General features: G+C 72.2%; 15 protein-coding genes. 3 read left to right on the forward strand and 12 right to left on the reverse strand.

Annotation, left to right across the window (positions count from 1 at the left end):
• Positions 1–39: 39 nt before the first annotated feature.
• The 6 genes from ACXVGS_RS17505 to hppD all read right to left on the reverse strand — a co-directional run bounded on the left by ACXVGS_RS17505 (position 40) and on the right by hppD (position 3,971).
• Complete coding sequence (locus tag ACXVGS_RS17505; RefSeq protein ID WP_458529276.1) at positions 40–396, reverse strand: hypothetical protein; 357 nt, start codon at positions 394–396, stop codon at positions 40–42.
• On the reverse strand, positions 396–821 hold the full coding sequence (locus tag ACXVGS_RS17510) for a hypothetical protein (RefSeq protein ID WP_458529277.1): 426 nt from the start codon (positions 819–821) through the stop codon (positions 396–398). The genes ACXVGS_RS17505 and ACXVGS_RS17510 overlap by 1 nt, the downstream gene beginning before the upstream one ends.
• 8 nt (positions 822–829) lie before the next feature.
• A complete protein-coding gene (locus ACXVGS_RS17515; RefSeq protein ID WP_458531902.1) occupies positions 830–1,585 on the reverse strand; it encodes a hypothetical protein in 756 nt (251 codons plus the stop codon).
• Positions 1,582–2,202 carry a hypothetical protein gene (locus tag ACXVGS_RS17520; RefSeq protein ID WP_458531903.1) on the reverse strand — a complete coding sequence of 207 codons (621 nt, stop codon included), beginning with the start codon at positions 2,200–2,202 and terminating at the stop codon, positions 1,582–1,584. Before ACXVGS_RS17520 ends, ACXVGS_RS17515 begins: the two co-directional genes overlap by 4 nt.
• Positions 2,203–2,314: 112 nt before the next feature.
• A complete protein-coding gene (locus ACXVGS_RS17525; protein ID WP_458529280.1) occupies positions 2,315–2,662 on the reverse strand; it encodes a hypothetical protein in 348 nt (115 codons plus the stop codon).
• A 103-nt stretch (positions 2,663–2,765) separates the two neighbouring features.
• Positions 2,766–3,971: a 4-hydroxyphenylpyruvate dioxygenase gene (gene hppD / locus ACXVGS_RS17530; protein ID WP_458529281.1), complete on the reverse strand. Its 1,206-nt coding sequence runs from the start codon at positions 3,969–3,971 to the stop codon at positions 2,766–2,768.
• Positions 3,972–4,079: 108 nt separating this feature from the next.
• Here hppD and ACXVGS_RS17535 point away from each other — a divergent pair, with 108 nt between their 5' ends.
• Entirely contained in the window at positions 4,080–4,574 is a 495-nt protein-coding gene (locus ACXVGS_RS17535; protein ID WP_458529282.1) for an Lrp/AsnC family transcriptional regulator, read from the forward strand.
• Here ACXVGS_RS17535 and ACXVGS_RS17540 read toward each other — a convergent pair.
• The 4 genes from ACXVGS_RS17540 to ACXVGS_RS17555 all read right to left on the reverse strand — a co-directional run bounded on the left by ACXVGS_RS17540 (position 4,548) and on the right by ACXVGS_RS17555 (position 8,530).
• Complete coding sequence (locus tag ACXVGS_RS17540; protein ID WP_458529283.1) at positions 4,548–5,213, reverse strand: IclR family transcriptional regulator; 666 nt, start codon at positions 5,211–5,213, stop codon at positions 4,548–4,550. The two genes, ACXVGS_RS17535 and ACXVGS_RS17540, sit on opposite strands and share 27 nt — an antisense overlap.
• 21 nt (positions 5,214–5,234) lie before the next feature.
• The gene (locus tag ACXVGS_RS17545; RefSeq protein ID WP_458529284.1) at positions 5,235–6,983 is read right to left on the reverse strand and encodes a DEAD/DEAH box helicase; all 1,749 of its coding nucleotides are present in this window, start codon (positions 6,981–6,983) and stop codon (positions 5,235–5,237) included.
• Positions 6,984–7,121: 138 nt separating this feature from the next.
• On the reverse strand, positions 7,122–8,081 hold the full coding sequence (locus tag ACXVGS_RS17550) for a zinc metalloprotease (RefSeq protein WP_458529285.1): 960 nt from the start codon (positions 8,079–8,081) through the stop codon (positions 7,122–7,124).
• Positions 8,082–8,224: 143 nt separating this feature from the next.
• Positions 8,225–8,530, reverse strand: a complete 306-nt coding sequence (locus tag ACXVGS_RS17555) for a DUF3039 domain-containing protein (RefSeq protein WP_141787525.1) — start codon at positions 8,528–8,530, stop codon at positions 8,225–8,227.
• Between the two features lie 100 nt (positions 8,531–8,630).
• Between ACXVGS_RS17555 and ACXVGS_RS17560 the strand changes: the two genes are divergently transcribed.
• Positions 8,631–10,094 carry a ferredoxin reductase family protein gene (locus ACXVGS_RS17560; RefSeq protein ID WP_458537247.1) on the forward strand — a complete coding sequence of 488 codons (1,464 nt, stop codon included), beginning with the start codon at positions 8,631–8,633 and terminating at the stop codon, positions 10,092–10,094.
• Positions 10,091–10,564 carry an FMN-binding protein gene (locus ACXVGS_RS17565; protein WP_458529287.1) on the forward strand — a complete coding sequence of 158 codons (474 nt, stop codon included), beginning with the start codon at positions 10,091–10,093 and terminating at the stop codon, positions 10,562–10,564. The genes ACXVGS_RS17560 and ACXVGS_RS17565 overlap by 4 nt, the downstream gene beginning before the upstream one ends.
• A 21-nt stretch (positions 10,565–10,585) precedes the next feature.
• Here the strand turns inward: ACXVGS_RS17565 and ACXVGS_RS17570 are convergent, their stop codons facing one another.
• Together ACXVGS_RS17570 and ACXVGS_RS17575 are read right to left on the reverse strand one after the other, a co-directional pair.
• Positions 10,586–11,146: a YqgE/AlgH family protein gene (locus ACXVGS_RS17570; protein WP_458529288.1), complete on the reverse strand. Its 561-nt coding sequence runs from the start codon at positions 11,144–11,146 to the stop codon at positions 10,586–10,588.
• A gap of 75 nt (positions 11,147–11,221) precedes the next feature.
• Positions 11,222–12,772: DEAD/DEAH box helicase (locus tag ACXVGS_RS17575; protein WP_458537248.1), on the reverse strand; the 1,551-nt coding region annotated here is incomplete at its 5' end.

Genomic DNA, 12,772 nt, shown 5'->3' on the forward strand with positions numbered 1-12,772 from the left:
CCTGCCCGGTATGCCTTGCCGTCGCCGTGTGCGGGACGATCAGGACAGGTACAGCGGCAGGACCAGGCCGAGGAAGACCAACGCCCAGCCGGCGAGGATCGGCCCGTAGCCCTGCGTGGTGAGCTCCCGGCTGCGTCGCGCCTCGCGGAGCCGGGTGCGCAGGCCCACGAAGGCCGACCCGGAGCCGGCCAGCATCAGCGGCACCCCGAGCAGCAGCACCCGGGTGTCCAGGCCCAGCGCCGCCCACACGTAAATGCAGCTCACCGTGACGCCGATGCCCACCACGGGCGCCCCGGAGCGCATCACGAGGAAGAGCTCGAGGCCCTTGAGGTCTCTCAGCTTGGCGGCGTGGTCCGCGTCGGCGGTCGCCGCATTCTCGGCTCGGTCGTCGGCCATCACCATTCTCCCGGCTCCTTGTCGGCTCGCAGGGGTGCGATCTCGCGGTAGGTCTCGGCGAACCCGGGGTCGGCCTTCTCGAGGTCGTCGATGGCCTGCCGGGCGTCGCCGACGACCTCGGCGCGCACCTCGACGGCGCTCCAGTGCTCGTCCTGGCCGGACATCACGGCGCGCCAGGTCGTCTGCGCCCGGTCGAGCCGGCGCTGAAGCTCCTGCCGGGCCGGACCGTGCTCGCCCTCCCGTGCGGCGGCCGCGAGCTCATCGGCCTCGCGCTCGCGCGCCTGTCGCAGGGAGTCGCGTTCGGCGCGCACCTCCTCGAGCAGGCCTGCGCTGCCGTCCCGCAGCGAGTCCGTGAGCTCCTGGATCTCGTGGATCGCCGCCCGGAACTCGGCTGACAGGGCGTCCATCTCCTCGGCGCTGGGCACAGTGCTCCTCAGAACGTGCTTCCGGGGGCGAAGGCCGGGCTGTGGAAGCCCGCAGCCGCGGTGTCATCGACGTGCAGCGCCGCCTGGCCCTGCGTCACCGCCGCGACCGGCATCATGAAGGCGAGGTTCATGTACTTGAACATCGTGGCCAGGATGCCGGCAGCCTTGAGCATCGGCGGGATGACCTTGCTGAGGTTCTTGATGAACTCGATGGCGCGGTAGAGCAGCGACACGACCTTGCGCACCCCCGAGCCCATGGTCAGGATCTCCTCGGCCCACTTGGCGATGCTCATGGACAGCACGATCTCCTCCACGAGGCCGAGCACCCCGGCCAGGAGCTTGCAGCCCTCGCTCACCGCCGTGAGCATGTTCCCGAGCTGTTGCGACATCAGCTCGGCGGCCTTGGCCTGCATGGCGTGGGCCTCTCCCATGGACCGCAGCCGGGCCACGGCCCGCTCTGCGCTGCCGGCGTCCCAGACCCGGGGCAGGGCGCCGGCCATGGCCTGGTAGTTCTCGCCGATCGCCTTCAGCGCGCCCGCGGCGCCGAGCCAGTCCTGACGCATCGCGTCCACCGTGCTGAAGTCGCCGGCGATGGGGTCGAAGATCGCGCCGATGAGGTCGAAGCCGAGCTTGCGGGCGATCCAGTCGATGGTCTGCAGGATGACGCCGCACTCGCCCCGCAGGTCGTCGATCAGGCTCCCCTCAGCGTTGGAGGTGTGCGCGACCAGGAGCGAGTCCGGGTTGGTCAGGGCCACGGTGGTCACTGGTGCCCCCCTGCGTGCTGGTGCTCGAACTCCTCGTAGTCGGCGCTGTCGGACGAGCCGTCGCTCATGGTCAGCCCCTCCCCGATGGTGTCAGTGAAGTCCGCGACGAGGCCGACCCCGTCGCTGGGCAGGCCCTTGAGGTCGGACCCGACGTCCAGGGGGCCCGGAGCGGGCAGCTCGCCGAGACGTGGGGCGAGCTCGGCGTAGGAGTCGGCCACGCCGTCGGCGTAGTCGGTGGCGCCGGCGGCGAACTTCAGCGGCCGCGGCACCCCGAAGCCGTCCTCGCCCTCCTGCGGCGCGTAGCCCTTCGCCTCGCTGATCCGCGCATGCAGGGTCTGCATGCGCTCGGAGGCCCGCCGGTCATGGTGGCGGTAGGTGGCCACCACCGTGCGGAAGGCGGTGGAGACGTCCCCGGCGCCCTTGCCGGCGCGGCCGAGCTCGCTCACCACGGTCGCGTGCGCCTCGGCGTAGGCCCCGGCGAACAGCGACATCAGCCCGGTGAAGGCTCCCACGCGGCCACAGGCACCCTCGACGTGCTTCCTGACCGCGTCAACATGACGTTGCTGCTCCTGGGCCAGCCGGGCCAGCTCGTCAAGCCCCTCGAAGGAGGCGCTCACCACCCCACCCACGCGCGTCCCCTTCCCCACGTTTCCCGACGACCCGCACGAGGGTAGACGCTGCGCACAGCACGGTCCGAATCGAGGAGTCCCGACCGCCGTCGCCCCGACGTCAGCCGGCGACGTACAGCGGCAGGAGCAGGCCCACGACGATGAGCGCCGCACCGCCGCCCATGCGCGCCCAGATGCGCCGGTGCATCGCGAAGCCGTGGCGCTCGGCCCGCAGCCAGCGCCAGAGCCCGATGAACATCACGTAGCCGCCGAGCATCATGACCACCACCGCCCACCAGGGCTGCTGGTCGTGGCCGGTCAGGCCCCGCCAGAGGTAGGTCAGCGCGGTCAGGCCGGCGATGAGCACCAGTGCTCCCGCCGCGCCGAGGATCGCGAACACCCGCTTGCGCGGGACCCACTCCACCTGCCCGGTCTCGACTGCTGCGTCCGCCGGGTTCGTCGACTCCATGACCCCCGAGGTTATGGGACAAAGCGGACATCCGCTCACGCGGGTGACCCCATGGCATACCAGCGGGTATGCCATGGGGTCACCGGAAGGGTGAAAGCGGGCCTCAGAGGTTGCCGCGACGCTCCTGCTCGCGCTCGATCGCCTCGAACAGCGCCTTGAAGTTGCCCTTGCCGAAGCCGAGGGAGCCGTGACGCTCGATCAGCTCGAAGAAGACCGTCGGGCGGTCCTGGACGGGGCGGGTGAAGATCTGCAGCAGGTAGCCGTCCTCGTCGCGGTCGACGAGGATGCCGCGCTTCTGCAGCTCCTCGATCGGCACGCGGACGTTGCCGATGCGCTCACGCAGCTCGGGGTCCTCGTAGTAGGAGTCCGGGGTCGAGAGGAACTCCACCCCCTCGGCGGTCATCGCGTCGACCGTGGCCAGGATGTCGTTGGTGGCCAGGGCGAGGTGCTGCGCGCCGGGACCGCGGTAGAACTCGAGGTACTCGTCGATCTGGCTCTTCTTCTTGGCGATGGCCGGCTCGTTGAGCGGGAACTTCACCCGGTGGTTGCCGTTGGCCACGACCTTGGACATCAGCGCCGAGTAGTCGGTGGCGATGTCGTCGCCGATGAACTCGGCCATGTTCACGAAACCCATCACCTTGTTGTAGAAGGTGACCCACTGGTCCATCTTGCCGAGCTCGACGTTGCCGACAATGTGGTCCAGGGCCTGGAACATCCGCTTGGGGGAGCCCTCGCGCTTGACGAAGCCGGAGCTGCGCGGGACGTAGCCGGGCAGGTAGACGCCGTCGTAGCCCGAGCGCTGCACCAGCGTGTGCCGGGTGTCGCCGTAGGTGGCGATCGCGGCGAGGCGCACGGTGCCGTGCTCGTCGCTGACGTCGTGCGGCTCCTCCACCACCGTGGCGCCCATCGCGCGGGCGTGCTCGATGCACTTGTCCACGTCGGGCACCTCGAGGGAGATGTCGACGACGCCGTCGCCGTGCGCGCGGTGGTGGTCGTGCAGCGGGCTGTCCGGGGCCACCCCGCCCTTGATGACGAAGCGGCACGAGCCGCTCTTGAGCACGAACGCCTTGTGGTCGCGGTTGCCGGTCTCCGGCCCGGAGTAGCCGACCAGCTCCATGCCGAACGCCGACTGGTAGTAGTGCGCGGTCTGCGTGGCGTTGCCGACGACGAAGACGATGGCGTCCCAGCCGGTCACCGGGAAGGGGTCCTTGCTCTCGTCGTACTCCACCAGGCCGACCAGCTGCTTGAGCTGGTCCAGGTCGAGGTTGGCGTCGCGCTCTTCGGGCGTCAGGGCGATGGTCTCGGTCATGAGCGGCACTGTGGCGTAGCCGCCCCGACCGGGCAACCATGACCGGAACCGGTGGACAGGTTGCGCAGGTTGTCGGGCTGGGCCCGGCGCACGGCATACAGTTTGTCCATGTCGATCGACGACCTGGACGCCCGCATCCTCACCACATTCACCGACGACCCGCAGGTGGGCGTCCTCGGGGCGGCCCGGGCCATCGGCGTGGCCCGCGGCACGGTGCAGGCCCGGCTGGACCGGATGCAGCAGCGCGGCGTGGTCCGGACCTTCGCCCCGCAGGTCGACCCGGCGGCGGTGGGCTACCCGGTGACCGCGTTCATCACGCTGGAGATCCGCCAGGGCCGCGGGCACGACCCGGTGGTGGCCCACCTGTCGGCGATCCCCGAGGTGCTCGAGGCGCACACCATCACCGGCACCGGCGACCTGATGATCCGGGTGGTGGCCCGCGACAACGCCGACCTGCAGCGCGTGATCGACAAGGTGGTCGACGACGGCCACGTGCTGCGGGCCTCGACCGTGATCGCGCTGGCGCGGCAGATCGCCTACCGCACCCTGCCGCTGGTGCAGGCTGCAGCCGAGGGGTCAGCGCAGCGCGGCCGCCAGGGTTGAGGCCGCCGCCTGGACCTGGGGCCCCACGGCCGCCACGTCCAGCGGCACCATCGCCACGACGCCGACGGAGGCCTCCAGCCCCGCGACGCCGACCAGCGGCGCCGCCACCCCGTGGGCGCCGGCCTGCAGCTCACCGTCGGAGACGACGTATGCCGGGTCGCCGGCCCGCGCGCCCAGGATCGCCCGGCCGGCGGCACCGGACTCCAGCCGGTGCCGGCTGCCGACGCGGTAGGCGACGTGGAAGTCGGTCCAGGACGGCTCGACCACCGCGATGGCCAGGGCCTCCCCGCCCTCGACGACAGTCAGGTGCGCCGTCGCCCCGACCGCGTCGGCCAGGGTGCGCAGCGTGGGCATGGCGGCCTCGCGCAGCAACGGCAGGACCGAGGAGGACAGGCGGGTGATGGCCAGGCCCAGCCGGATCCGGCCGTCCTCGCGACGGGTGACGAAGTCGCGGCTCTCCAGGGTCGCGACCAGGCGGTAGACGACCGGGCGCCCGACGCCGAGCGCCGAGGCGATCTCGGTGATCGTCATGCCCCCGGCGTTCTCGCGGGAGCCGAGCAGCTGCAGCACGCCCAGGCCGCGGTCCAGGGTCTGTGAGGTCTCTCCGCCCATGCCCTTGGCGGCGCGCAGCTCAGCCACGGCACCACGCTACCGGCCGGCTCACCGGCGGCCGACGAACCAGGCGCGGATCTTCTCGATCCGCTCCTGGACCTGCTCGGAGCTGGCCTGCTCCAGCGCCGGGCCGCCACAGGTGCGGCGCAGGTCGTTGTGCACCACTCCGTGGGGCGCGCCGGTCTTGCGGGCGTAGGCAGACACCAGCGAGTTGAGCTCCTTGCGCTGGGCGGCCAGGGCCCGGTGCGCGGCGACCGGTGCGTCCGCGGCTCGCTTGGTGGCGCCCTTCTGGGAAGCCTGCCGCTCGCGCAGCAGGGTGGCCACCTGGTCCGGCTCCAGCAGCCCCGGCAGGCCGAGGTACTCCTCCTCCTCGGCGCTGCCCGACTCGGCGTTGAGGCCGAACTGCTGGGCGTCGAAGAGCACGTGGTCGAACTCGGCCACGGACTCCAGCGCCTCGAAGGTGCCCTCGAGGTCCGCGGTGGACTTGGTGCTGTTGGCCTCGGCGACGAGCTGGTCCTCGGCAGCCCAGAGGTTCTCCTCCTCGCCGGGCTTGACCACCTTGTCCAGGGCGTGGTCGCGCTGCTCCTCCAGCCGAGCCGCGTGCTCCATGATCACCGGCACGTTGGGCAGGAACACCGAGGCGACCTCACCCCGACGACGGGCACGCACGAACCGGCCGACCGCCTGGGCGAAGAACAGCGGCGTGGAGGTCGAGGTGGCGTAGACGCCCACGCACAGGCGGGGCACGTCGACACCCTCGGACACCATGCGGACCGCGACCATCCAGCGGGAGTCGCTCTGGGAGAACTCCTCGATCCGGCTGGAGGCCCCGGCGTCGTCGGACAGCACGACGGTCGGCTTCTCGCCGGTCAGGGCGTGCAGGATCTTGGCGTAGTGCCGCGCGTTGGTCTGGTCCGAGGCGATGACCAGCGCCCCGGCATCAGGCACGTGCCGGCGCACCTCGGAGAGCCGCTTGTCCGCGGCCGAGAGCACCGAGGGGATCCACTCCCCCTTGGCGTCCAGGGCGGTGCGCCACGCCTGCGCGGTGAGGTCCTTGGTAAGCGGCTCCCCCAGGCGGGCGGCGACCTCGTCACCGGCGCGGGTGCGCCAGCGCATCGCGCCGCTGTAGGCGAGGAAGAGCACCGGGCGCACGACCCCGTCACGCAACGCCTCGGCATACCCGTAGGCGTAGTCGCTGGCGGACCGGCGCACCCCGGCGCGGTCCTCCTCGTAGCGCACGAACGGGATCGGGCTGGTGTCGGAGCGGAAGGGGGTACCGGTGAGGCACAGCCGCCGGGTGGCCGGCTCGAAGGCCTCGCGGATGGCGTCCCCCCAGGACAGGTTGTCGCCGCCGTGGTGGACCTCGTCGAGGATCACCAGGGTGCGGGCAGCCTCGGTGCGGGCGCGGTGCAGCAGCGGCTTGCTCGCGACGCCGGCGTAGGTCAGCGCGACGCCGTCGAACTCGGTGTTGTGCCGGCCCATGGCGTTGGTGAACTTCGGGTCGATGTTGATGCCGACCCGCGCGGCCGCGTCGGCCCACTGCGTCTTGAGGTGCTCGGTCGGCGCCACGATCGTGACCCGGTCGACGATCCCGCGGCCGAGCAGCTCGGTGGCCACGCGCAGGGCGAAGGTCGTCTTGCCGGCGCCGGGGGTGGCGACGGCGAGGAAGTCCTGCGGGCCCTCGCGCAGGTACTGCTCGAGCGCCGCCGCCTGCCAGGCACGCAGCTTGGAGGCCGTGCCCCACGCGGCGCGCTCCGGGAATGCTGGGGGGAGGTGGGATGCCGCGGCAGTACTCATAAGGGGACCGAGGGTAACGAAATCCGTGACCCGACATGCCGGGACCCCGCCACCACGGACGGGGTCCCGGAGTGTGTTATCGGGGTGCCCTGCGGGCCGGGTCGGGCGGCCCGCAGGGCACCGTGGCAGCGGTCGGGATCAGCCGCGCAGGGCCACCCACTGGTTCTGCATCCGGGTGACCTGCCCGGCGGTGAACTGGTACATGCAGGAGTCGTCCGTGTAGTCCATGAAGTTGTGGATGGGGTCCACGCCGGTGGCGGTGCAGGTGTCCCGGCCGGTGGGGCAGCCGAACGCCGCCGAGGACTCGGCCGGAGTGTCACCGACCTGGTCGCCGCTGCCGCTGCACCCGCCCTGGAACGTGTGGTAGAGCCCGAACCAGTGCCCGATCTCGTGCGTGGCGGTGTCGCCCTCGTTGTACGGCGCGTAGCTGCCGCCGGGCAGCGTGCGGGCGTCGATGACCAGGCCGTCCATGGAGTCGTCGCTGCCGGTCGGGAAGGTGGCCCAGCCGAGCAGGCCGTCGCCGAGCGAGGCGCTGTAGATGTTCATCGTCCTGCGGGTGCCGCGGTGCAGCGCCGACTTCATCTGGGACTCGGCCGCGGTGTCCGGGGTCAGGTTCGTGTACCAGGAGGAGTTCACCGTGGTCTCGGTGCTGACCAGCCGGAAGGAGAAGCCGGTCCCGGAGTAGGCCGAGTTCAGGACGCTGAGCTGGCTGTTGATCTGGGAGGAGCTCAGCTTGCCGTTGGTGCCGTCGGAGATGACGTGCCAGTAGACGTCGACGGTCGTCGCGGCGAACGCCGGGGTCGCTCCGCCCGGCTTGGCCGCCCGGCCATGCGCGTTGGTGGTCAGGCCCTTGGACTCCAGCGCCGAGGCGACGAGCGCCTCACGCTGGGCGACCTGGGTGCTCGTCAGCTCGTTGCCGTCCTTGCGGTTGCCCCCCTTGGCCACGCGGGCCGTGTTGACCGGGTCGTCATGCGTGACACAGGTCTGGGCGCTGGCGGACTCGCGCGGCACGGAGGCTGACGCGGGTGAGGCGGTCAGCCCGAGACTGGCCAGCGCCAGCACTCCTGGCAGCACCAGAGCGGTCTTGCGAAGCGACATGAGTGGTCCTTCCGCGATGCGATCGCGACCCCCGGCGGGACGCGTGGTCCGCGGAAACTAACGCGGGCGGTTCCTGTGAACGGGCTGTGTTCTCCCTGTGCCCGCTCCGGGTTGTCCCACGTCTCGGTAAGGACCCTCTGGTGTCAGTCCTCGCCGTCCTGCGGCGCGCGCAGGCCCTCGTAGATCTCCTTGCAGACCGGGCAGACCGGGAACTTCTTGGGGTCGCGTCCGGGCACCCAGACCTTGCCGCACAGCGCGACGACCGGCTCCCCGGACAGCGCGCTCTCGAGGATCTTCTCCTTGCGCACGTAGTGCGAGAAGCGCTCGTGGTCACCGGGCTCCTGGACCTGCTCCTCGACCTGCTCGCGCTCGAGCACGGAGGTCGAGGTGGACGGCCCCGACGGCTGCGCCTGCGGCTCGAACGGGTCGCTCAGCGGGTTGTCGCTCATGGCCCCGAGTCTAAGCGCCCCGGTATGCCGGGTGGCCGGGACGGTGCGGCCGCGCGCGCTTCCGAGGATCCTCTGAGACAGACCACGCACCCTTGCGCTCATGGCAGCCTCCTCGCAGACCCAGCCCCTGCCCGCGCCCGGACGGGCGCGGCGCCGGCAGCTGCACCTGCGCGGCCGGCGGCACCAGCAGTGGCGGGCCCGCGTCGGCGACCTGCTTGAGCTCCTGGCGGCCGGCCTCCTGGTGACCACCGTCTCGATCTTCCTGCGCGACGGCGGCGGCCAGCACCTGGTGACCGGGTCCTGGGGCAGCCGGCTCGTGGCCGTGGGCCAGCTGACCGGCCTGGTCGCCGTGGACCTGCTGCTGGTGCAGATGCTGCTCGCCGCCCGGGTCCCCTGGGTGGACCGCGTCTACGGCTCGGACCGAGCCCTCAAGGCTCACCGCGTCCTGGGCCGGGTCACCGTGCCGCTGGTGGTGGTCCACGCCGAGTCCCTCGTGCTCGGCTACGCCGCGCGTGACGGGATGCCGTGGTGGTCGGGGTGGCTGCGTGAGCCTTTCGCGATGCTGTCCGGCGTCCCGGACATGCTCACCGCCACCATCGCGCTCGCCCTGCTGGTCCTCATCGCGGTGACCTCGGTCCGGGCGGCCATGCGCCGCGTCGGCTACGAGCGCTGGCACCTGGTGCACCTGGGGGCCTACGCGGCGGTCACGCTGGCGATCCCCCACCAGCTGTCCGTCGGCTCCGACATCACCCGCAGCGGGCTCGTGCGTGCGGCCTGGCTCGGCCTGTACGTCCTCGTGGCAGCCAGCATCGCCTGGTGGCGGTTCGCCCTGCCGGTGGTGCGCTCGGTGCGTCACCGGCTCTACGTCGAGCGCGTGGTCCAGGAGACCCCCGACACCTGGTCGGTCACCGTCAAGGGCCGGGACCTGGATGCTCTGCAGGCGCGGGCCGGGCAGTTCTTCCAGTGGCGCTTCCTCACCCGCGGGCTGTGGGCCGCTGCCCACCCGTGGTCGCTGTCGGCCCAGCCCGACGGCAGGACCCTGCGGCTGACGGTGCGTGAGCTCGGCGACCACTCCACCCGGCTGGCCGGCCTGCGCCCCGGCACTCGGGTCCTGGTCGAAGGCCCGTACGGCGCGTTCACCACGCACCGACGGACCCGCCGCCGGGTGCTGCTGCTGGCCGCGGGCATCGGCGTCACGCCGATCCGCGCCCTGGCCGAGGAGCTGGCGCGCGACCCGGCCACCGCTCCCGGTGACGTCACCGTCGTCTACCGCGCCGACCGGGCCTCCCAGCTCGCGCTGCGGGACGAGCTGGACGAGGTCAGCCGCCACGGCGGCCACCGGCTGCACCTGCTCACCGGTCCCCCGGTGCGCGGGTCGTGGCTGCCCGAGCACGTCGGCCGCGGCGACGACGACGCCACGGCCCTGGCCGCACTGGTGCCCCACCTGAGGGAGCACGACGTCTACCTGTGCGGGCCGCCGGTGTGGATGGACCTCGTCCACACCAGCCTGCGCCGGGCGCGCGTGCCCCGGGCCCACATCCACGACGAGAGGTTCTCCTGGTGAGACTGCTGACCGGAGCCGCGGTGGCCGTCGTCGGCGCGGCCGCGCTGATCACGAGCTGGGAGGCCGGCGCCCACCAGGGCGCCTCGCCGGTGGCCGGCGTCCACGTTGCCGCAGCGGCGCCGCCGCCGGCGCCCACCGGGGCCGCCCGACCGCCTGCACCGGGGAAGACTCGCGCCTCCGGGACGACCTCGACCCGCCGGTCGGTCACCGGTGCGCTGGTCTCGACCCCCTACGGCACCGTGCAGGTCAAGGCCGTGCTCGTGGGGACACACCTGTTGGACGTGGTGGCGCTCAAGCTCACCGACAGCAGCTCGACGTCGGTGCGGATCAGCGGCCGGGCAGAGCCCGTGCTGCGCCGGGAGGCCGTCACCGCGCAGTCGGCACGGATCGACTCGGTCAGCGGAGCGACCTTCACCAGCGAGGGGTACAAGCAGAGCCTGCAGGCCGCGCTCGACGCTGCCAACGCCTGAGCCCGCCGGGGCGGCCCGGCCTCAGTTCATCGTGGGGTCCTCCGGGAAGCTGGCGACCAGGGCAAGGTTGCCGCGCTGGCGCCGCAGCACCTCCGGCCACAGGGACTCCGGGTCCGCGCTGAAGCCGTCGCGGGCCTCTGCCTCCACGACGTACCAGCCGCCCGCCCGGATCTCGTCCTCGAGCTGCCCGGGCGACCACCCGGCATACCCGGCGAAGATCCGCAGCCCGGCGATCTCGGGAGCAACCACCAACGGCGGGATGTCGAGGTCGACGAGCCCGAGCCCGCCGAAGAGCAGCTTGACGCCCATCGGCGCCTCTCCCCCGCCGGGCACGGAGACCAGGCCGAGGGCGGAGTCGAGCGCCACGGGGCCGCCCTGGAAGACGCGCGCGGGCGGGGTGGCGACCTCCTCCCAGCCGGGCAGGACCGCGTCGACCGTCGCGTCGAGCGGGCGGTTGATCACCACACCCTGCGCGCCTTCCTCGTCGTGGTGCAGGAGCAGCACGACACTGCGGCGGAACACGTCGCCGCCGGTCTGCGGGGTCGCGACAAGCAGATGCCCGGTGAGGAATGAAGATTCCACACCGGGCATTCTGCCGGTCAGGCTGCCGGGACAGGAGGGCCGATCGTCGTGTGACCGGTCACCCCTTCGCGGGCGTCAGTAGCGCGGGGCGCGGAAGCCGCTGCGCTGGCCGCGCGGGCGAGCGGGGCCGCCGGGGCGGCGGTGCTGACGCTTCTCACCCTCGAGAAGGCGGCGGAACTCGTGCTCCGGCACCGGGACACCGGTGGGGGTCCGGGCGCCGGTGGCCGCGAGGACGTCGTCGCCGGGGAGGGCGCGGGTCGGCACGGTCTCCAGACCGGCCTCGCGGGCGAGGCGCTCCATGCCGCGCCGCTGGTGCGGCAGGGCCAGGGTGACGACGGTGCCCTTGTCCCCGGCGCGGGCAGTGCGGCCCGAGCGGTGCAGGTAGTCCTTGTGGTCGGCCGGCGGGTCGACCTGCAGCACCACGCTGACGTCGTCGACGTGGATGCCACGGGCGGCCACGTCGGTGGCGACCAGGACAGGGAGCTTGCCGTCGCGGAAGGCACCCAGGACGCGGTTGCGGGCGCCCTGGTTCAGGCCACCGTGCAGCGCCGCGGCGAAGACACCCTGCTCACGCAGCTGCTCGGCGACGCGGTCGGCGCCGAGCTTGGTCCGCACGAACACCACGGTGCGGCCCTCACGGTTGGCGACCTCGGCGGTGATGACCTTCTTGTGCATCGGCTCGATGAGCAGGATGTGGTGCTCCATCGTCGCGACGCTGGCGGTCGCCTCGTCGGTGGAGTGGGTCACCGGGTCGGTCAGGTAGCGCTCGACCACCGTGTCGATGCCGCGGTCCAGCGTGGCGGAGAACAGCAGTCGCTGCCCGCCGGCCGGGATGAGGTCGAGGATCGCGGTGATCTCGGGCAGGAAGCCCATCTCGGCCATGTGGTCGGCCTCGTCGAGGACGGCGATGTCGATCTCGTCGAGCTGGACGGCGCCGCGCTCGATCAGGTCGTTGAGGCGGCCCGGCGTGGCGATGAGCAGGTCGACACCCTTCTCCAGCGCCATCAGCTGCGGCGGGTAGGGCATGCCGCCGGCGACGAGCTTGTGGCTCAGGCCGAGGACATGCACGAGCGGCTGGAGCGCGTCGCTGACCTGCATGGCCAGCTCACGGGTCGGCACCAGCACGAGCGCCTTCGGCTTGTTGGGCTTGGCGCGCTCCCCCGCCGCGAGGCGGGTCAGCATGGGCAGGCCGAAGGACAGGGTCTTGCCGGAGCCGGTCTGGCCACGGCCGAGGACGTCCTTGCCGGCCAGCGCGTCCGGGATGGTCGCGGCCTGGATCGGGAAGGGCGCGGTGATGCCGTCGCGGGCGAGGCGGGCGACGATCGGGGCCGGCAGGCCGAGCGCAGCGAAGCCGTTGTCGTCCGCGATGGTCACGGGCACCTCGACGGCCTCCTCGCGACGGGCCGGACGCTCGTCACGGTCGAAACGACGCTGCGGCCGGTCGTCGCGGTTGAACTCACGACGCGCGGGACGCTCGTCACGGTCGAAACGACGCTGCGGACGGTCGTCGCGGTCGAACTCGCGACGGGCCGGACGGTCCTCACGGTCGAAGCGCTGAGGCCGGTCGTCGCGGTTGAACTCACGACGTGCAGGACGCTCGTCACGGTCGAAACGACGCTGCGGCCG

It is taken from the genome of Oryzihumus sp. (assembly GCF_054325275.1).